The organism is Cohnella hashimotonis (assembly GCF_030014955.1).
GTDB lineage: Bacteria > Bacillota > Bacilli > Paenibacillales > Paenibacillaceae > Cohnella > Cohnella hashimotonis.
The window spans coordinates 3,963,677-3,982,828 of sequence record NZ_JAGRPV010000001.1 but is presented as its reverse complement, the minus strand read 5'-3'; the positions used below and the strand labels follow the sequence as shown (position 1 = coordinate 3,982,828).

Annotated in this window: 17 protein-coding genes; 13 read left to right on the top strand and 4 right to left on the bottom strand. The window is 59.6% G+C overall.

The window, feature by feature from the left end:
- The first annotated feature begins 60 nt into the window (after nucleotides 1–60).
- Nucleotides 61–255, top strand: coding sequence for a hypothetical protein (locus KB449_RS16045; RefSeq protein WP_282909339.1), 195 nt, complete (start codon nucleotides 61–63; stop codon nucleotides 253–255).
- Between the two features lie 112 nt (nucleotides 256–367).
- Here KB449_RS16045 and KB449_RS16040 read toward each other — a convergent pair whose 3' ends face one another.
- A complete protein-coding gene (locus tag KB449_RS16040) occupies nucleotides 368–1,102 on the bottom strand; it encodes an MBL fold metallo-hydrolase (protein ID WP_282912831.1) in 735 nt (244 codons plus the stop codon).
- A 175-nt stretch (nucleotides 1,103–1,277) separates the two neighbouring features.
- On the opposite strand from KB449_RS16040, the gene KB449_RS16035 reads away from it, so the two are divergent.
- The 3 genes from KB449_RS16035 (at nucleotide 1,278) to KB449_RS16025 (ending at nucleotide 2,708) form a co-directional block, all read left to right on the top strand.
- Nucleotides 1,278–1,499: a hypothetical protein gene (locus tag KB449_RS16035; protein WP_282909338.1), complete on the top strand. Its 222-nt coding sequence runs from the start codon at nucleotides 1,278–1,280 to the stop codon at nucleotides 1,497–1,499.
- Nucleotides 1,500–1,710: 211 nt separating this feature from the next.
- The gene (locus KB449_RS16030; protein WP_282909337.1) at nucleotides 1,711–2,286 is read left to right on the top strand and encodes a stalk domain-containing protein; all 576 of its coding nucleotides are present in this window, start codon (nucleotides 1,711–1,713) and stop codon (nucleotides 2,284–2,286) included.
- 131 nt (nucleotides 2,287–2,417) lie between these two features.
- Nucleotides 2,418–2,708, top strand: coding sequence for a DUF1292 domain-containing protein (locus tag KB449_RS16025; protein WP_090115327.1), 291 nt, complete (start codon nucleotides 2,418–2,420; stop codon nucleotides 2,706–2,708).
- Nucleotides 2,709–2,786: 78 nt separating this feature from the next.
- Here the strand turns inward: KB449_RS16025 and KB449_RS16020 are convergent, their stop codons facing one another.
- A complete protein-coding gene (locus KB449_RS16020; protein ID WP_282909336.1) occupies nucleotides 2,787–4,256 on the bottom strand; it encodes an aminotransferase class I/II-fold pyridoxal phosphate-dependent enzyme in 1,470 nt (489 codons plus the stop codon).
- Nucleotides 4,257–4,530: 274 nt separating this feature from the next.
- Here KB449_RS16020 and KB449_RS16015 point away from each other — a divergent pair, with 274 nt between their 5' ends.
- Together KB449_RS16015 and KB449_RS16010 are read left to right on the top strand one after the other, a co-directional pair.
- Nucleotides 4,531–5,715, top strand: a complete 1,185-nt coding sequence (locus KB449_RS16015; RefSeq protein WP_282909335.1) for an MFS transporter — start codon at nucleotides 4,531–4,533, stop codon at nucleotides 5,713–5,715.
- A 213-nt stretch (nucleotides 5,716–5,928) separates the two neighbouring features.
- On the top strand, nucleotides 5,929–8,934 hold the full coding sequence (locus KB449_RS16010; RefSeq protein ID WP_282909334.1) for an efflux RND transporter permease subunit: 3,006 nt from the start codon (nucleotides 5,929–5,931) through the stop codon (nucleotides 8,932–8,934).
- Nucleotides 8,935–9,058: 124 nt separating this feature from the next.
- Here the strand turns inward: KB449_RS16010 and KB449_RS16005 are convergent, their stop codons facing one another.
- On the bottom strand, nucleotides 9,059–9,700 hold the full coding sequence (locus KB449_RS16005) for a DUF1054 domain-containing protein (RefSeq protein WP_282909333.1): 642 nt from the start codon (nucleotides 9,698–9,700) through the stop codon (nucleotides 9,059–9,061).
- Between the two features lie 179 nt (nucleotides 9,701–9,879).
- Between KB449_RS16005 and KB449_RS16000 the strand changes: the two genes are divergently transcribed.
- The 3 genes from KB449_RS16000 to gndA all read left to right on the top strand — a co-directional run bounded on the left by KB449_RS16000 (nucleotide 9,880) and on the right by gndA (nucleotide 12,919).
- Nucleotides 9,880–10,476 carry a hypothetical protein gene (locus KB449_RS16000; protein ID WP_282909332.1) on the top strand — a complete coding sequence of 199 codons (597 nt, stop codon included), beginning with the start codon at nucleotides 9,880–9,882 and terminating at the stop codon, nucleotides 10,474–10,476.
- Nucleotides 10,477–10,694: 218 nt separating this feature from the next.
- The gene (locus KB449_RS15995) at nucleotides 10,695–11,363 is read left to right on the top strand and encodes an SGNH/GDSL hydrolase family protein (protein WP_282909331.1); all 669 of its coding nucleotides are present in this window, start codon (nucleotides 10,695–10,697) and stop codon (nucleotides 11,361–11,363) included.
- Nucleotides 11,364–11,503: 140 nt separating this feature from the next.
- Nucleotides 11,504–12,919 (top strand): NADP-dependent phosphogluconate dehydrogenase, encoded by a 1,416-nt coding sequence (gndA, locus tag KB449_RS15990; protein WP_282909330.1) that lies wholly within the window; start codon nucleotides 11,504–11,506, stop codon nucleotides 12,917–12,919.
- A gap of 220 nt (nucleotides 12,920–13,139) precedes the next feature.
- Here the strand turns inward: gndA and KB449_RS15985 are convergent, their stop codons facing one another.
- Entirely contained in the window at nucleotides 13,140–13,442 is a 303-nt protein-coding gene (locus KB449_RS15985) for a rhodanese-like domain-containing protein (protein ID WP_282909329.1), read from the bottom strand.
- Between the two features lie 136 nt (nucleotides 13,443–13,578).
- Here KB449_RS15985 and aroA point away from each other — a divergent pair, with 136 nt between their 5' ends.
- The 4 genes from aroA to ptsP all read left to right on the top strand — a co-directional run bounded on the left by aroA (nucleotide 13,579) and on the right by ptsP (nucleotide 19,109).
- A complete protein-coding gene (gene aroA / locus KB449_RS15980) occupies nucleotides 13,579–14,874 on the top strand; it encodes a 3-phosphoshikimate 1-carboxyvinyltransferase (protein ID WP_282909328.1) in 1,296 nt (431 codons plus the stop codon).
- A 44-nt stretch (nucleotides 14,875–14,918) separates the two neighbouring features.
- Complete coding sequence (locus KB449_RS15975) at nucleotides 14,919–15,335, top strand: CoA-binding protein (RefSeq protein WP_282909327.1); 417 nt, start codon at nucleotides 14,919–14,921, stop codon at nucleotides 15,333–15,335.
- 133 nt (nucleotides 15,336–15,468) lie between these two features.
- Nucleotides 15,469–17,355 carry a glucose PTS transporter subunit IIA gene (locus tag KB449_RS15970; protein ID WP_282909326.1) on the top strand — a complete coding sequence of 629 codons (1,887 nt, stop codon included), beginning with the start codon at nucleotides 15,469–15,471 and terminating at the stop codon, nucleotides 17,353–17,355.
- Entirely contained in the window at nucleotides 17,352–19,109 is a 1,758-nt protein-coding gene (gene ptsP, locus KB449_RS15965) for a phosphoenolpyruvate--protein phosphotransferase (RefSeq protein WP_282909325.1), read from the top strand. The genes KB449_RS15970 and ptsP overlap by 4 nt, the downstream gene beginning before the upstream one ends.
- Nucleotides 19,110–19,152 lie beyond the last annotated feature (43 nt).

The window sequence follows — 19,152 nt, the reverse complement described above, 5'->3', positions numbered from 1 at the left end:
TAGAAGCGGTACAATCGGTACAGACTGGGGATATCCGATAGAAGAAAAGAGGAATCCCCGATGAACGTTCGCAAGCAGGGCCGCGCTCGTTGTACGGCCAAATGGTTGATGATCGCAGGAGCGTCCGCAACGCTTGCCGGCTGCGGCCTGTTTCCCAAGCCCGACGATACGGCTCCCGTGTTAACGACCGTGTACGCGCCGTCCGTAGAAGAGGACGTTTATTCGTCGTTATCGCCTTCCCATTTTTTGGAATAGGCCTTTTTCGTTACCCAGATCGTTAGCCAGATGATGACGGCTACGATGATTGCAGCTCCGATCCACAAGCCTGTCAATACGTTCGCCTCCTTGTTTTAACCGGATTCTAAAGTCAAAAGCTGTACAGACGATGCTGTTCGACGAATCTCATCTCGCCGCTGCGGCCTGCATACGCAGGCTGGTCGTCTCCGTAATGCATCAGATAAATCTTGCGCTGCAGATCTTCGGGCAGCGTCAGCAGCTGCGGAAGACAAGTATGTACGACGCCGGGCGGTTCGAGCTGGCAGTCGTGAAAAATCGTCTTGACGCCGCGCTCCGCAACAAGCTGCCGGAGCAGGTCGGGCTCGAAAACCATGTCGGACGAGTAGAAAAAAGACGGTCCGAATAAAATGGAGTAGCTTAGCTTCCCCGGAATATGAGGCGTTCGCAATAGCTCGGCAGTCAGTCCCGGGAGCACCTCGTAAGGTCTGCCTTCCTGCAGCGGCCGGACGTCGAAATAATCGGAGAGCGAGAGCAAGCCTTCTTGTTCCAAGCCGCCCCGAAGCGAATGCTCCCACAAAATGCCCGTAAGCGTATCTGCGATATATAACGGAATTCGTCGTTTGAACTGGAACTTCATTTGAAAAGCGAGCTCTTCCAGTCCGCCTACATGATCCGCGTGAATATGGGTAACCAGCACGCCGTCGAGCTCGGGCAGGGAGATGCCGAGTTTGCGCATGGCGACATGCGCAGTCGTCCCGCAGTCGAGCAGAAGCTTCTTGCCTCCCGCATACACGATGGCGTTGTTATTGTAAAACTCCTTGGCGAACGCGCTTCCGCAACCCAGCATCCGAATATCCATCAGCAGCCTCCCGTGACCAGCCCCTACGAGCCCCCGACCGTAAATTCTAAATTACTGTACCATAATTTATGAGGTTGCAGAAGATGTCAAATCCCATACCGGACCGGCGGTGGCGTCCGGGCTTTTGCATGCATAAATTATTCTGGCGCTCCGCACACGGACGCCGGGGGAGAAGCGCGAGATGAGCAAGCCAGCCAGCCAGAGCAAAAGCGCTAAAGGCGGAGCCAAAAAAAAGGCGCACGCCGAGCATGTCCAGCCTCAGATGAAGGTCGTCTTGTCCGACGTATGCGCCGTATGCAAGACGCCTTGCGCGCGGGGCATCGCGTACCTCGAACGGATGTCGAAGCCGGGCGCGCTCGGCAAGGGCATCCCCTGCATCCTTACGCTGCCCAAAAAAGGGTAAAGCGAACGGGGAAATAAACGGAAGGGGAGAGCATTTCCCGGGCAACCGCATATTCCGAGCCGTCCTGCCGACACTTCGGAATATCGGTCGAATCGTCCCGAAACTTTAATCTCTCCCCTTACCGCAACTTTTGCGCAGCGCAGCGGTATATACGTTTACATACAACAAAATTATCGTTTGTCAACTTGCGGCGAAAGCGGAGGGATAGGTAATGAAGCTGCGCAGGCTTCTGATATTGACTGTCGCGCTCTCCTTGGTCGGCGGCTCCGCGATATACGCGGACACGGTCGTGCAAAAGGTGCGGATCGTCATCAACAAGCAGGAGCTGGATGACCAGGGCATGCTTGAGGAAGGCAAGGCTTACGTAGGCGTCCGCAGTCTGGCCGACCTGATGAAGGCGCTTGTCATTTGGGACGACTCGGCGAAGAAGGTGTCGATCGTCAAGCCGAACGTGCATATGTTTTTAATGGACGGCAGCAAGCCGTTCGGTGGCGTGGAACGCGGAAAGAAGAGCTTTAAAGTATTTTCGCAGGTGGACAATCTTACGGTGTCGATCAATGCGTTCAAGGTTACGATCGCGGATCCTTACGGGGACGAAAAAGAAATCGAGACGCACACGAGCAAGGAAAACGACTTCCCGACGGACAAGGACAACTTCTGGTTCACGAGCGGGGAATTCACCTATAACTTCAGCAGCGTAGGCAAGTATACGATCCGCTTCTGGATGAGGTCGGCCGACGGCGGTTCGTATCAGGTCGTGTCGGAGAAGACCGTATTTGCCAAGTAAGCCGCGCCCGGCGCGGAATTGTGCAAGGGCCGCGATCGCGATCGCGGCTTTTGGCGCGTCGTTTGACCCGGTATCGGGTTAGTGATAGGATAGGGCGAAGACTAATTTAACCGATGAACGGAGGTTCTCCGATGAGCGATCATGTTCATGACGAAAACTGCGATCACGAGCACGATGAAGCCGTATTCGTCGTGACCGACGAGGATGGCAACGAGCACGAGATGGTGCTGGTGTATACGTTCGAGAGCGGGGACCAAGCATACGCTGTGCTCCTCGACCGCAACGATCCGGACGACGACGGCGTCATCTTCCGGATCGAGGAAGACGGCGAGGACGAAGTTCTGGTCAACATCGAAGACGACGAAGAATGGGAACGCGTTATGAAGGTGTACGAGGAGCTGGCCGCGCAGGAAGCGGACTGACACTCGCACAAAAAAGCCAATCCGGTTCAAATGGGCGACGAAGCCGTCATTTGAAGGATTGGCTCTTTTTATGTCCGCTTAAGAGATCGCGGTCTCCTCGACGATAACTTTGACGAACTCGACGTTGCGGTCTTCGGGACCCTTGACGGGCAGCCCGACCTCGAGGTGGTCGACGATGTAGTCGATATTGTCCTGGGAGATGACTTCGCCCGGCAGCAGGATCGGAATGCCCGGCGGATATACGTAAATGAATTCGGCGATGATCCGGCCCGCAGACGCGCGAAAAGGCACGATCTCCGTCTCGCCGTAGAAAGCGTCTCGAGGCGTCAGGGAAAGATGCGGAATCTGCGGGATCTCGACGACCAGCTCCTTGATCTCGCCTTTGCCCATATAGCTGTCTGACAGCTCGCGCAGCGCGGAGAGCAGAATGCCCATCGTCGTATCGTCGTCGCCGGGCGTCACGAGACACAGGATATTGTACATGTCGCTCAGCTCGACCTCGATGCTATGCTTGTCCCGCAGCCAGTTCTCCGCGTCGTAGCCGGTGATGCCCAGGTGGCGAACGTGAATCGTCAGCTTGGTCTGGTCGTAATCGAAGGTCGCTTCCTCGCCCAGAATATCCTCGCCGAAGCAGTACAGGCCGGGAATCCCGTTGATCTCCGCTCTTGCGCGCTCGGCTCTGGCCACGGCGACGGCAGCCAGCTCGCGGCCGTTCATCGCCAGGTGACGCCGCGCGGCATCGAGCGAGGCGAGCAGCGGGTAGGAGGTCGACGTCGTCGTCAGCAGGCTCAAAATCGTCTGCACGCGCTTGACGTTGACGAGCGCGCCTCTGACGTTAAGCACCGAGCTCTGTGTCATCGAACCGCCGAGCTTGTGCATGCTCGTCGCGGCCATATCGGCGCCGGCCGCCATCGCGGACAACGGCAGCTCCTCCGAGAAGTGAATCAGCGCGCCGTGCGCTTCGTCGACGAGTACCGGAATGTCATACTCGTGCACGAGATCCACGATCTCCTTCAGGTTGGCGCATACGCCATAATAAGTAGGATTGATGACGAGCACCGCGACCGCGTCGGGATGGCGCTCGAGCGCCCTGCGGACCGACTGGGTCGTCACGCCGTGATCGATTCCCAGATTGCGGTCGCGCGCAGGCGACAGAAAGACGGGCCGCGCGCCGGCGAAGATGATCGCCGACAAAATCGATTTGTGGACGTTGCGCGGGACGATGATCTTGTCGCCATGGCCGCAGACGGACAGAATCATCGCCATGATCGCCGTGCTGGTGCCCTGGACGGAGAAGAACGTCGCATCGGCGCCGAAGGCGTCGGCGGCGAGCCGCTGCGCATCGAGAATGACGCTCACCGGCTGGTGAAGGTCGTCGAGCGGCGCGATATTGATCAGGTCGATGTCCAGAACGTTCTGGCCGACGAAGCTGCGGAATTCGGGATCCATGCCCGCACCCTTCTTGTGGCCGGGAATGTGGAACTGGACGGGGTTGCGTTCCTTGTGGCGCAGCAGCGCATCGAACAAGGGCGTGCGGGAGTGGTCCACTTTTGCCTCACTGCCTTTCAATGCCGAACATAGATTGCGAACAAGCATGAGTATAGCAAAACCGCGGGGGATTGCAACCGTTGAAACAAGCCGTGGAAACGCGCCGTCGTGGCCCTCCGCGCCTGCCGGGCGGGCGCGTTAAGCTGTCACCAAAACGTCATGCGCTTTCATTTGGAACGGCCCGGGCGTTGTGCTACCATATGAGTTAAAGATGAAGGCCGGCTCCCGATCGATTCGGGCGCGGGTCTTTAATAGGGTTAAAGGAGAAAAAAACGTGAAAAGCAGGCTGATCATCGTAGGACTTATGTTGTTCACCGTTTTCGTGGGATTCGGCATCATTATACCGATCCTGCCGCAGCTGGTCACGGACGCCAGCCCTGAGTCGGCGAACTGGCATACGGGCGGCATGCTGTCGCTTTATTCGTTCGTATCGTTCCTGCTGTCCCCCGTATGGGGCGGCGTATCCGAACGGATCGGACGCAGGCCGGTCATCATGATCGGCGTGCTCGGCTTCGCCGTCAGCTTCCTGATGTTCGGACTTGCGGACGGCAATCTGTGGATCATGTATGCGTCGCGGCTGCTCGGCGGCTTATTTTCCGGCGCGGTCACCGCTTGCATCGTCGCTTACGTCGCGGACATTACATCCGAGGAGAACCGGACGAAGGGAATGGCCGTCGTCGGCATGAGCATCGGCATGGGCTTTACGTTCGGTCCGTTTATCGGCGGCGAGCTGAGCAATGCTTTCTCCTTGAATACGCCGTTTTTCGCCGCGGCGGCGCTCTCGCTGCTCACTTTTTTCGCCGCCTGGCTCAAGCTGCCCGAATCGCTCACGGCGGACAAGCGCGAAGCGGCCAGACTGCAGAGGCGCGAGTCCCGATGGACCGCCTTCCAAGGTCCGCTTAAGCAGCTGTACGTGCTCGCCTTTTTCGTCACGTTCTCGCTGGCTATATTGGAAGGCACGCTGCAGCTGTACGGCATCGACAAGTTCGACGTCACGCCGCGCAAGATCGGTCTCATGTTCTTCTTCTGCGGATTGGTCGGCGCGCTCGTGCAAGGCGGGATCGTGCGGCGGCGAGTTAAGCAGGGACAGGAGAGCCGTTATATCGCGGTCGGACTCGTCATCTCCGCGGCAGGCTTTTTCCTGCTGCTGACCGCCCAGAACTGGATTGCGGCTTCCGTTTACCTTTGTATTTTCGGCATCGGCAATTCGCTTATCAAGCCTTGCGTAACTTCGCTGATTACCCAAAAGACGACCGTATCCCAAGGCGTCGCCTCCGGGCTCAGCTCGTCCATGGACAGCCTCGGCCGCATCGTCGGTCCGCTGCTCGGAGCCGCGCTGCTGACCGCGCAGGCCGGACTTCCATTTATCGTGTCCGGGCTGCTGTCGCTTGGCGCGCTTGGCCTGCTTGCCGGCTATCGCAGCTCCGACCGCGCCTCGTCCCGTTCGCAGCAAGCCTGATCTGCGAATACTTGAACGCGCAATTGTTCGAACCGCCTCCTGGGGCGGTTTTTGTTTGCCTTCAGGAAGACATTGGAAGCGGCCCGGGTCCGATTCCTTCTCAGACTTAAGTCTGAGTAAAGGTCCGGTCTCTGGCCGTTGTCGCCCGCTGCTCCTTCTCCCTTATGCTTGATCGTAGCTGATGCAAGCAAGAGGAGAGGGGCTATTTTTATCGTGAGTTCATTCATTCAAGGCGTATTCAAAAACAAGGCGGCGGTCGTCATACTGGTCGTGATGACGCTGGGCCTGGGCGTGTTCAGCTACTTCAAGCTGCCCATGGAATTCCTGCCCGAAGCCGACAACCCGCAGGTGACGGTCAGCGTCATCGGTCCGGGCTATAACACGGCCACCATGGAGCGGGAGGTGACGGATCCGCTCGAACAGGCGCTGTCCGCGATCAAGGGCAAGACGAGCATGCTGTCGACGTCGGGAGACGGTTACTCGCAGGTCAATCTGAATTTCGACGCGAAAACCGACATGTCGGCGGCGAAGAACGAAGTCGAAAAAGCGGCGGCAGCGGTTCAACTGCCCGAGCGCGTATCGAAGCCGTACGTCATCCAGTACAACACATCGATGATTCCGATCTCGTTCCTGTCGCTGACGTTTAAAGACGGCCTGAGCGATGCGGAGAAAGCCAAGGCCGAAGCGCGCGCGGTAGACGCCTTCCGGGCGATCGACGGCGCAGGCCAGGTTCAGCTGTCTGGCAAGTCGAGCCCGAGCATCGTCATTAAGCCGGACGCCGCTAAGCTCGCCGCCAAGGGCGTGCCGGCACAAGCTTTGTACGGGGTATTGCAGGGGCGTACGGCGTCGGCATCGGTCGGCGCGGCCGTGCTTGACGGCGAAGCCGTCAACCTGAACGTGAGCGCCGAGCTCGGCAGCGCGGAAGACGTCGCCAAGCTGCCGGTGGCGCCGGGCGTGAAGCTGTCCGACGTCGCCAGCGTGACCCAGTCCGACGAACAGGAGAGCGTGAGCCGCATCGACGGCAAGGACGCGCTTATGATCGTCGTGTCCAAAGGCGCCAACGCGAATGCCGTCAGCGTGGGCAAGGACGTCGCGAAGACGGCCGACCGGCTGATGGAAGAGGACGGCAGCATGGAGCTCAAGCTCATCATGAGCACCTCGGACCAGGTCGTTCACTCCGTGAACAGCATGATGCGCGAAGTACTGATGGGCGCGCTGTTCGCCACCGTCGTCATCTTGCTGTTCATGCGCAACCTGCGCGCGACGCTCGTCACGATCGTATCGATTCCGCTGTCGCTCGGGCTGACGCTCTACCTGCTCGACCTGTCGGGCATCAGCCTCAACATTCTGACGCTGGGCGGCGTCGCCGTCGCCGTCGGTCGGCTCGTAGACGACAGCATCGTCGTCATCGAGAACATTTTCCGCAGGCTCCAGAAGGAGAAATTTTCCGTCTCGCTCGTCATCGACGCGACCAAGGAAGTGTCCACGGCGATTACCGCCTCGACGCTCACGACGGTGGCCGTCTTCCTGCCGATGGGCCTGCTCCGCGGCTCGCTGCAGTCGTTCCTTTTGCCATTCGCCTTAACCGTTACCTATTCGCTGCTGTCCTCGCTGCTCGTCGCGCTGACCGTTATCCCGCTTATGAGCGCGGGACTGCTCAAGCGTTCCGAGATCAAGGAGCACCAGCCTTCCAAGCGTTTCGGCGGTTTTCTCGAATGGAACCTGAAGCACAAGTGGCTGCCGCTGCTCATCGCGCTGTTTCTGCTTGTAGGCTCGATCGCGACTTACTTCAGCCTGCCGAAAGGCGCCATCGACTCTTCAGACGCCTCGAGCGTCAGCGTGCAGCTGTCGTACCCGCAGGATACGCCGGTCGACGAGGTGCTCGAGAGCGGCAAGAAGCTCGAGGCGTTCCTCATGAAGCAGGAGGGGCAAGAATGGGTCAACATGGACATGGGCAACAGCGGGGACGCCGCCATGTACGGCAACGTCAAGTCGCCTACCCAGGTTGACTATACGATTCAGATGAAGCCGAAGGCCGACGCCGAAAAAATCATCGAGGCTGTCAAGAACGAGCGCGCGAGCTATCCTGGCGCCGAGCTGACCGCATCAGCGGGCTCGCTCATGTTCGGCAGCGGAGGCAGCCAGGTATTCGTCGATATTGTGGGAGACGATCGGGATGCGCTGAACAAGACGGCGGAGCTTGTCATGGCCAAGATCAAGCCGATTAAAGACGTGCTCAAGGTCGCCAGCAACCAGCAGGAACGCAAGACCGTGTATACACTGCAGGTCGACCCTACGGTCGCAAAAGCTTCGGATATCGCATCGCAGCTGCAGGGCATGTTGAACGCGGTGCCGCTCGGCAGCGTCGTCAAGGACGGCCAGTTGCTCGCCGTTTCGCTCGAGCCGCTGCTCGTGCCGGGCGCGTCCGCCGAGCTGAACGATCTGACGGTCGCGACGGACGAAGGTCCGAAGAAGCTGTCCCAGATCGCCGAATGGGTGAAGAGCGATCAGCCGACCGAAACCTACCGGAAGGACGGCAAGACGTATATCCGCGTCAGCGCGACGGTCGAGGCGGCTCAGCTGTCGATCGTCGGCGGCAAGATCTCGGACGCGATGAAGGACATCAAGCCCGCGGATGGCGCGAAGCTGTTCGTAGGGGGCGCGTCCGCCGATCAGAACGCCGACTTTGCGAGCCTTTTCATGATGATGCTCGTCTCGATCGGCATCGTCTACCTGATCATGGTATTCACGTTCAAGACGCTGCGGGCGCCGCTCGCGATCATGGCCTCGATCCTGTTCGTGCCGATCGGCGCCGTGCTCGGCCTGATCGTCACCGGCGTGACGCCGGACTTTACCGCGATCTTCGGCGTCGTCATGCTGATCGGCATCGTCGTCACGAACGCGATCGTGCTTATCGACCGCGTCAAGAAAAACGAGGCAAGCATGCCGATCCGCGAAGCGCTGATCGAAGCGGCGGGCACGCGGATGCGTCCTATCCTCATGACGGCCATCGCCACCGTATGCGCCATGCTGCCGCTGGTGTTCGGCACGTCGGAGAGCGGCAGCATCGTGTCGCAGAGCCTTGCCATCGTCGTCATCGGCGGCCTCGTCGTCGCGACGCTGCTGACGCTGGTGCTCGTGCCTTGCGTCTACGAGCTGCTGCACTTCCGCAAGGCGAAGCGCCAGCGGCGCGCGGCAAGCCAATCGGCCGCGGCCTGATTCGCCGACAACCCAAAGAGCAGCCCCTCACGTACTCGGAGGGGCTGCTTTTGCGTTGTCGGCTGTTTGGCTTTGGCGAATTTTGGTGTATGAATGAGTAGGCGGACGACAGCCAAGGCTTCTGCTAGAAGGATAGCTTGTACAGCGGCAGCAGCCGGCGGATCGTATCCTCGGCCGTCCGCAGCAGACTGTCCGCATGCTGCAGTCGATCGTCGCCGCGCGCGATATGAAGACCGCAGGTGATCTCCGCCGCTTTGACCGTTTTGAGCCTGGCCAGCCATTCGGTCAACGAATCGGCAGAGAGCTCCGCATGCGGGATGCCGTCAGGCAGCGTATGGTCCTTGGACCAGACGAACGAAGCCGGGATCGCCGCGCGGATCGAATCGAGCTCGCTGGCAGCGCGTTCCGCGAACACCGTTTTGTTGCCGCTTTCGTAGATGATGGCGAACTGAATGAACAAATGCGTGGGCCACAGTCCGACCTGGAAATGGGGATGCGCTTTGTAACCGCGGGGATGACGAGACCACGCGACCCAAGTGTCGTTCGGCGGATTGACCGACCGCCTGGCGTGCTTGGCCACGTGCGGATACATAGGCTCCGCGCACAGGTCCGCCAAATAGGGGGCCAGCGCGTTTCCGAGACCCTCTAGTTTGGGCCTGACCTGCCGGATGATCGCTTCCATCCGTCCTTCCAGACCCGGGACGGTCATGGCGTCGAAGTCCGAATCCGTAAAACCCGCGAATCCGGCGTTAAGTAGTGTGGACATGCTAGTCACCTCTTGAGGCAAATTTCGGTTGCTATTTTGCCCTCACTATACCGGAAAATAGTCAAGAAACCAAGTTGCCATAACATAAGATGAAGTATAAGATAAGAGTAAGAACAAATTATCTGAACATTCGGTCAACAACTCGATCGCTGCCCATATCGCAGGAGGGGGGGATGGCCGTGAACCGCAGCCATGAAGTCGAATATTGCAATTTGGAGCTTCGATTCGATCGCGGACAGATTCAGAGTTTGATTCGGGATTTGATCCAAGAAGGCTATTCCCTGTACTGGAACGAGAGCGAGTCGTTTTTTCTCGTATCGGTCCGCACGGGGAGGAGACTGCTGAAGCTGCGATTCCAGCGAACCAGCGGACGCTACAAGATGGTCGGAGATTATTTGGTCAAGGACGAGAAGTTCGCGATGTGGCTGGAAAAGCTGATCAACGATTCGAGAGGTCACGCCGTCGTCAAGCGTTTTCGGGACCGTCACTTGTTGATAGAGAATATTATGTTCGGCGAAATTATACGTCTCGTGGAGGTGTCAGGCATGGAGCATCGGATTATATTCCAGAAGCGCCCTCAGATCACGGTAGAAGATATGATTCAGGCTTACAAATCGAGGCGTGCCGAGCAGCGCGCGGGCGTTCTGCGGCTTGAGATCGACTACGAGCTCGCCGTTCTGCACGATGCGATCCAGTCGGGGGACGCGGAAGGCGTCGAAGCCTCCAAGGCCAAGCTCGCCTCGATGAGACTGGAGAGTCTGCAGCTTGAGCTTTAGACCTTCGATCCACGCTAAAACAGGATGCAAGAACGAAACGGGATGAAGCAGGCGTGTTGATGCTTCATCCCGTTTTTGCTGCCAAAATGAAGGTTTGGTGTTGTCCTGCGACGCATCAACAGGTTAAAATGTGGGATGGCTATGATGACATGAAAAATAAGGCAGAACGCGAGTGCGTACATGAAGGATAGGGAACGAATCCGGAGGAGGATATTCGAATGAAGCTATCTTCAAATGACAAGCTGGTCATGATCGGCGACTCGATTACGGATTGCGGAAGAGGCAGACCGTTCGGCGAAGGATTGGGCGCGGGGCTCGGCACCGGCTATGTCTCCGTTGCGGCGGGGCTGCTGCAGAGCATCTATCCGGAGCTCGCGGTGCGGATCGTAAACGTCGGCACGAGCGGGCATACGGTTCGCGATCTGGCGGGACGCTGGCAGACGGACGTGCTGGATTTGTCGCCGGACTGGGTCTCCGTCATGATCGGAACCAACGATGTCTGGCGGCAGTACGATCAGCCGTACATCAAGGAGTCCCACGTATACGCGGAAGAATACGAGGAGACGCTTAGCGAGTTGGTCGAAAAGACGCTTACCCATGTGAAAGGCATCGTGCTCATGACGCCGTTTTATCTCGAGCCGAACCGCAGCGACGCCATGCGCCAGACGATGGATCTGTACGGCGGCATCGTGAAGCGAATCGCCGAAAATCACGGCACGCTGTTCGTCGATACGCAGGCTGCGTTCGACAAGATCCTCGCGCACATCTACCCGGCGACGATCGCCTGGGACCGCGTCCATCCGAGCGCCACTGGACATATCGCGTTGGCCAAGGCGTTCCTTGACGTCTTGGACTTCTCTTGGAACGGCGCTGCCGAGGCCGAGTAGCCCGCAAAAGCGCGGCGCGCCGCCGTTTTACGAGCGCCTGGCGGACCGGTTTTCATCTTCAGGCAAAAAGAGTACAATAAGGACTGGCTGAAAACGCGCAGAAAATAACGGCTTAAGGGCTTGGAGAAAGGACTCGAAACATGTCTAATGCAAATATCGGCGTCGTCGGCATGGCCGTCATGGGACGCAACCTGGCGCTCAACATCGAGAGCCGCGGCTTTACGGTAGCCGTCTATAACCGCTCGCGGGAGAAGACGGACGACCTCATGAATACGGACGGCAAGGGCAAGAACCTCGTGCCTACATACACGGTGGAGGAGTTCGTGGCTTCGCTGGAAAAGCCCCGTAAAATTCTGATTATGGTCCAAGCCGGTTCGGGCACGGACGCGACGATCGAATCGCTCGTGCCTCATCTCGACAAAGGCGACATCATCATCGACGGCGGCAACGCCTACTTCCCGGACACGCAGCGCCGAAGCAACGATCTGACCGAACGCGGCTTCCACTTCATCGGAACCGGCGTATCCGGAGGCGAAGAGGGCGCGCTTAAGGGGCCGTCGATCATGCCGGGCGGTCCTGAGGAAGCTTACAGGCTGGTCGAGCCGATCCTGACGGGCATCTCCGCCAAGGTGAACGGCGATCCATGCTGTACGTATATCGGTCCGGACGGCGCCGGCCACTACGTCAAGATGGTCCACAACGGCATCGAGTACGGCGACATGCAGCTCATCTGCGAAGCTTACCAGCTGCTTAAGGACGTTCTCGGCGTGCAGCCGGACGAGCTCCACGAGATTTTCGGCGAGTGGAACAAGGGCGAGCTCGACAGCTACCTGATCGAGATCACGACCGACATTTTCGCTGAAAAGGATCCGGAGACCGGCAAGCCGATGGTCGACGTCATCCTGGACTCCGCCGGTCAGAAGGGCACGGGCAAGTGGACGAGCCAAAGCTCGCTCGACCTGGGCGTGCCGCTGTCCATCATCACCGAATCCGTCTTCTCGCGCTTCCTGTCCGCGATGAAGGAAGAACGCGTCGCCGCCAGCAAAGTGCTGAAGGGACCGGCCAAGACGGCGTTCGCCGGCGACCGCGCAGCGTTCATCGAGAGCGTGCGCAAGGCGTTGTTCGCCAGCAAGATCTGCTCCTACGCGCAGGGCTTCGCGCAAATGCGCGCCGCATCCGAGGAGTACGACTGGAATCTGCAGTACGGCAACATCGCGATGATCTTCCGCGGCGGCTGCATTATCCGTGCGCGCTTTTTGCAGAACATCAAGGATGCCTACGACCGCGATCCGGGCCTTCGCAACCTGCTGCTCGACGAGTACTTCAAGGACGTCGTCGAATCTTACCAGGACGCATGGCGCGAAGTCGTCTCGTCGGCCGTCAAGTTCGGCATTCCGGTACCTGCGTTCGCGAGCGCGCTGGCTTATTACGACAGCTACCGCTCCGAGCGTCTGCCCGCCAACCTGCTGCAGGCGCAGCGCGACTACTTCGGCGCGCATACGTTCAAGCGGTTGGACAAAGAAGGCACGTTCCACCACAACTGGCTGCACAATTAATGTGAAGCCCGCATAAGCGATCAACAGGACGGCCGATCGAGCCCATCTAGTCCGGGACTCCTTCGGCCGTCCCTGCGATATGCGGCTGCAAGTTCCTTCAGGTAGGAACGCGCCGAATATGCTATGATGAGGGGCGAGGCATTCGCCGGCCGACCGAAAACCGAAAAAAAGACGCAATCCGCGCTGCTGCGCGACTCGCGTCCCTAAGGCTCCTTCTGGCTTAAAGCTCGTTCCAGGCCAGCATGCCGCCGGTCATATTGACCGTGCGTCCGTAACCGAGCTGGCTCAAATACTCGCAGGCTCTGCCGCTTCTTCCGCCGCTTCGGCAGATGAAGATGACTTCCTCGTCCTTCGGAATCTCGGACAGCCTGTCCGGCAGCGTCCCGAGACGGATGTGCTTGGCGCCCGGGATCATGCCCGCAGCGACCTCGTCGTCCTCGCGGACGTCGATCAGATGCAGCTTTTCGCCGGCATCGATCCTGGCCTTCAATTGCTCGACCGTCGTTGTTTCATATGTGCTCATCTGGATTTGTCCTCCATCGCTCATTTAGCTTCAGTCCCATCATACGGACACGACGCGGCGCAAGTCAACTCGCGCGCGGCAGGAACCACCCTACATAACCGATTTCCCCTCATAAACGGAAGGAGAGCGCTGCCACATGGATATGATCGTTACACCGACCCCGCGGCTCGCGGGCGAGATTCAAGCTTTATCGTCCAAAAACTATACGACCCGGTACCTACTCGTCGCCGCACTGGCGGAGGGCACGAGCGTCATCCGCTATCCGGCGCACAGCGAAGACAGCGATGCGCTGCGCCGCTGCGTGCGGGACCTGGGCGCCGTCCTCGAAGAAGACGAAGAGAAGATCGTGGTAACGGGCTTCGGCAACCATCCGAAGCCGGTCAAGGAGCTCGACGTCGGCAATGCCGGCGCGGTGCTGCGCTTCCTGATGGCAGTGGCGGCGCTGCTGCCCGAGGTCACGTTCGTCAACAAATATCCTGAGTCCCTCGGCAAGCGGCCTCATGACGATCTGATCACCGCGCTTGAACGTATGGGGGCAAAGATCGATCATCGCGAAGGCAAGCTGCCGATCACGATCCGCGGCGGAGACGCCGTTCGCGGCGGCAAGATCCAGGTATCGGGCAGCGTGAGTTCCCAATTCCTCAGCGCGCTGCTGTTCCTGACGCCGCTGCTGGCGGAGGACAGCGAGATTGAGGTGTTGAACGACCTTAAGTCGAAGGTCGTCGTCGGCCAGACGCTCGAAGTGCTGGCCCAGGCCGGCATCGTCGTCGAAGCATCAAGCGATCTGATGCATTTCAAGGTGCCGGGCGGCCAGCGATACCGCGCGCAGGAATATGTCGTACAGGGCGATTATCCGGGCTCGGCAGCGATCCTGGCGGCTGCGGCGGTCACCGATTCCGACGTCGTCGTGCATCGGCTTCTCGAGGAGAGCAAGCAGGGCGAGCGGGCCGTCGTCGACGTGCTGAAGGCGATGGGAACGCCGCTGACGCATAAGGACGGCGTCGTGCACGTCCAGGGCAACGGCAAGCTCCGCGCCGTCGAATTCGACGGAGACGAATTCACGGACGGCGTGCTCGCGATGGTGGCCGCAGCCGTGTTCGCCGAGGGCACCTCCCGCTTTTACAATGTCGAAAATCTCCGTTTCAAGGAATGCGACCGCATTACAGATTACTTGGCCGAGCTGCGCAAAGCGGGCGCGAACGTCGAAGAGAAGCGGGACGAGATCATCGTTCACGGGCGTCCGGAGGGCGTAGAGGGCGGCGTGACGATCGACGCGCACTTCGATCACCGCGTCATTATGGCGCTTACGGTCGTCGGGCTCCGCGCGAAGGCGCCGCTTACGATCAAGGACGCGCACCACGTGGCCAAGTCGTATCCGAATTACTTCGACCATCTGACGGCGCTGGGCGCCAACGTGCGCTGGACCGAATAAGCCGGCGGGCTAACGTTAATTTTATGCTACGGAGGTAGATGAGCATGCCGTTTGCGAACCCGAGCCGCGACGAGATCAAACGCATCCTGCAGGAGACGAAAAACATTGCCGTAGTCGGCCTGTCCGGCGATCCGGACAAGACCAGCCATATGGTGTCCGCCGCCATGCAAGCGAAGGGTTATCGCATTATCCCCGTCAATCCGAAGGAAGCCGAGATTCTCGGCGAAAAATGCTACAAGTCCCTTGCGGACATTCCAGAGCCCGTCGATATCGTCAATGTGTTCCGGCGTCCGGAGCACACGCCGCCTATTGCGGAAGAGGCGGTCGCCGCAGGGGCCAAGGTACTCTGGCTGCAGCTCGGCATCGTGAACGAAGAGGCTGCGGCGATCGCGGCGTCCGGCGGCCTGACCGTAGTTATGGACCGCTGCATCAAGGTCGAGGATTCCATCCTGCTTCCGTAAGGGGAAAGCTGACCGGACATTCTCATCTCGCGGGCGGGCCGCGCCTTAAGCCATGAGCGCTGCGGTCCGTCCTTTCTTTTTGTAAGACTGATTCGCTTGTACCATCCGCGGGAGAGGAGGAAGGAATGCTCGCATGTTCGGAATCGGCTATTTGCAAAGACTCGGCCGGGCGATGATGCTGCCGATGACGGTTTTGCCCGCGGCGGCCATTTTTCTCATGCTGTCGCGGCTGCCCTGGGACTCCGTCGGCCTTCAGTCGGCGCCGGTGCTGCTGCATTCGGCGGGGATGGCCATTTTCGCTTACGTGCCTTATGTATTTGCGGTCGGCATCGCCCTGGGCTTGTCGAATCAATCCGTGCACGCCGGCATGGCGTCCCTGGTCGGCATGATCATTTTCGGCGCGGTGACGCAAGCTTACGACCCCGGCGGCGTCCAGCCCTCCATGTTCGCGGGCGTCGTCATCGGCATGTTGTCCGGCTGGGCCAACGAACGCTTCAAGTCGTTCCAGCTGCCGGAATCGCTCCAGTTTTTCGGAGGGACCCGATTCGTTCCCATATTCATGAGCGCCTTCTCTTTCGTTTTCGCCTGGCTTATGATCGGGATCGGCCAGGGGCTGCTCGCCTGGATCGGCGCGACCGGCGGACTGGTGAATTCCGCTGGCGGCTTCGGCATATTTCTATACGGGTTTTTGCATCGCATTCTGGTCGCTTTCGGCCTGCATCATCTGCTTAATCATCTGTTCTGGTTCCAGATCGGAGACTATACGGCGCCCGACGGCAGCGTCTATTTCGGCGATATGCCGAGATTTTTTGCCGGGGATCCGACTGCCGGCGTCTATATGACCGGATTGTATCCGGTCATCATGTTCGCATTGCCAGCCATCGCCTACGCGATCATCCACGAGGCGCGCGAAGACCTTAAGCCCAAGACCGCCAAGCAGTTTAGAGTAGCCGCGCTGACGGCTTTCGTTACGGGCGTGACCGAGCCGGTCGAATTCGCTTTTCTATTCGTCGCGCCTTATCTTTTTATCGTGCACGCGCTGCTGTCCGGCGGCATTATGTGGCTCACTTACGAGCTGGGCATTCGCGAAGGGTTCACCTTCTCCGCGGGAGCGCTCGAATATATCATTAATTTCAGGCTGTCGGAGCGAGGTTGGCTGATCATTCCGATCGGCCTTGCGGTCGCCGTTTTTTACTATGTGCTGTTCCGTTGGAGCATCCGCAGGTTCCAGCTGTCTACGCCGGGACGCGAGGACTCCACCCGACTGGACGATTGGGGCGGAGATATTCCTTACAGGGCGCCGCTTGTTCTGCAGGCGCTCGGCGGCAAGGACAACATTTCGCGGATCGAGGCTTGTATTACCAGGCTGCGGCTGACGCTGAACGACGACAGGCGGGTCGACACGAAAAGCTTGCGGCATCTGGGCGCCGCGGGCGTCATCCGTCTTGGCGGCGGTCACGTGCAGGTCGTTTTCGGCACTTACTCGGATCTGATCCGCGGCGAGATCGTCAAGCTGATGCAGCTCGACGTGCATCAGGTACAGTTCCATGCGCCGCTGCAAGGACGCATGATCCCGCTCGAGGAAGTGGACGATCCCATTTTCGCGCAGAAACTCGTAGGCAACGGCGTCGCGTTTTTTCCCGAAAAGGGAGAGCTGGTCGCGCCGGTGCGCGGGAAGATCATACACCTGTATCCGACCAAGCACGCGATCGGAATCGAGACGCCGGAAGGACTCGAGGTGCTGCTCCACATCGGGATCAACACGTCCCAGATGAACGGGGAAGGATTTACGGCGCTCGTCAAGGAAGGCGACGAGGTCATGCCCGGGCAGCCGCTCATCCGGTTTCATCTGCCGACGCTCAAGGCGCATGCCAAGTCGCTGGCGACTCCGATGGTCATCACCAACTCGGACATCGTCCGCTCCTGGCGCTTTGCGCCGTTCAAGGCGGTTAAAAAGGGGCAGGCCGCGGTCATGTCGGTCGTCGTAAGAGAGAGAGAAAACGGGGGGGCGGAGTTATGATCCAAGCGATCGGAGGCTCGGAGGGCATCGCCATCGGCAAGGCGTTCGTGCTGCCCAACTGGGAATGGGAGCTGCCCGAACAGAAGATCGACGCGCTCGACCTCGCGCTCGAATTCGAACGGCTTTACGAGGGGGTCAAACGTTCGAAAACCGAGATCCGACAAATGAAAAACGATCTCGACGAAGCGGTCGGCGCCGGAGAGGCCAGCATCTTCGACGCGCATCTGGCCATTCTGGACGACCCCGTCTTCATGAACGAGATCCAGGGCATCATCCAGCGACAGTACAAGGCGGCAGAGGTTGCGGTCAAGGAAGCGATCGATCACTTCGTGACGATGTTCGACCTGCTCGACGACGAGTATATGAAGGAGCGGGCGCTCGACATCAAGGACGTCGGCAACCGGCTGCTCAAGCATCTGCTCGGCGCCCCCGAGATCGCGCTGCCTTCGGACGCCCAGCCTTTTATACTTGTCGTGCGGGAGCTGACGCCGTCCCAGCTTATCCATCTCAAGCCCGACGTCGTCCTCGGCATCGTGACGATGATCGGCAGTGCCTCCTCGCATTCGGCGATCATGGCCAGGGCATTCGGCATCCCGCTCGTCATGGGCGTCGAGGGCAAGCTGTCTGAGCCGATCGTAACGGGCGATCTGCTCATTTTGGACGGCGGAGCGGGCACGCTTGCGGTCATGCCGAACGCGGAGACGGTCGGCAGATATACGGAGCTTCGCAAGCAGCATCTGGATGCCAAGGAGCGGCTGCAGGAGCTCGTTCAGGTGCCGTCGGTCACCCCGGACGGCGAGCGGCTGTACTTGGCGGCTAATATCAGCTCGATCAAGGAGCTGGACGCGGCGCTCTCGCGAGGCGCCGACGGCGTCGGCCTGTTCCGCACCGAGTTTCTCTACATGGACCGCTCGCGGTTCCCGACGGAGGACGAACAGTTCGAGGTGTACAAGGCGGCGGCCGAACGTCTGGGGAGCGCCACGCTGACGATCCGCACGCTCGATATCGGCGGAGACAAGCAGCTGGATTACTACGATATGCCCGAAGAAAACAATCCGTTTCTCGGCTACCGCGCGATCCGCTTCAGCCTGGATCGGAGCGACCTGTTCAAGACGCAGCTGCGCGCGATCTTGCGGGCGGCCGTCTTCGGCAACATCCGCATCATGTATCCGCTCATCGCATCGGTGGACGAGGTGCGGGCAGCCAATGCGCTGCTGGCCGAGGCCGAGCGGGAGCTTGCGGCGGAAGGGCTGCCCTTCCGCGGCGGACTGCCGACCGGCGCGATGATCGAGGTGCCGGCCGCGGTGATGATCGCCGATCTGCTGGCGAAGGAGGTCGCTTTCCTCAGCATCGGCACCAACGATTTGATCCAGTTCACGCTCGCGGTGGACCGGATGAACGATCAGATCAACCATATGTACGAACCGTACCATCCCGCCGTGCTTCGCATGCTTCGCATCGTCGCGGAGTCCGCTGCCCGCAGCGGCGTTCCCGTGAGCGTATGCGGGGAGATGGCCGGAGACGTCCGGGCGATCCCGCTCTGGGTCGGGCTCGGCATTCAGATGCTCAGCATGTCCGTGCAATCTGTGCTGCCGGTGAAGGCGACAATGCTGCGCACGAATGCCATGGCCTGCAAAAAAGTGACGGAGGAGCTGTTCGCGCTCGGGACGGCCGCCGAGATCAAGGAACGGCTGGAGCGGTTCCACGCAGGCGCCGCCGTCCAAGACGAGCGGCTCCATCCGGGAAAACGGTAGGACCGGGCTGCATACACAAAAAAGATCCGTAAACGGGCGGCTG

Bases quoted from the DNA above. Each gene is read 5' to 3' on its own strand.
- KB449_RS16045 (WP_282909339.1), top strand. From the start codon at position 61: ATGAACGTTCGCAAGCAGGGCCGCGCTCGTTGTACGGCCAAATGGTTG.
- KB449_RS16035 (WP_282909338.1), top strand. From the start codon at position 1,278: ATGAGCAAGCCAGCCAGCCAGAGCAAAAGCGCTAAAGGCGGAGCCAAA.
- KB449_RS16030 (WP_282909337.1), top strand. From the start codon at position 1,711: ATGAAGCTGCGCAGGCTTCTGATATTGACTGTCGCGCTCTCCTTGGTC.
- KB449_RS16025 (WP_090115327.1), top strand. From the start codon at position 2,418: ATGAGCGATCATGTTCATGACGAAAACTGCGATCACGAGCACGATGAA.
- KB449_RS16005 (WP_282909333.1), bottom strand. From the start codon at position 9,700: ATGTCCACACTACTTAACGCCGGATTCGCGGGTTTTACGGATTCGGAC.
- KB449_RS15995 (WP_282909331.1), top strand. From the start codon at position 10,695: ATGAAGCTATCTTCAAATGACAAGCTGGTCATGATCGGCGACTCGATT.
- gndA (WP_282909330.1), top strand. From the start codon at position 11,504: ATGTCTAATGCAAATATCGGCGTCGTCGGCATGGCCGTCATGGGACGC.
- KB449_RS15985 (WP_282909329.1), bottom strand. From the start codon at position 13,442: ATGAGCACATATGAAACAACGACGGTCGAGCAATTGAAGGCCAGGATC.
- aroA (WP_282909328.1), top strand. From the start codon at position 13,579: ATGGATATGATCGTTACACCGACCCCGCGGCTCGCGGGCGAGATTCAA.
- KB449_RS15975 (WP_282909327.1), top strand. From the start codon at position 14,919: ATGCCGTTTGCGAACCCGAGCCGCGACGAGATCAAACGCATCCTGCAG.
- KB449_RS15970 (WP_282909326.1), top strand. From the start codon at position 15,469: ATGTTCGGAATCGGCTATTTGCAAAGACTCGGCCGGGCGATGATGCTG.
- ptsP (WP_282909325.1), top strand. From the start codon at position 17,352: ATGATCCAAGCGATCGGAGGCTCGGAGGGCATCGCCATCGGCAAGGCG.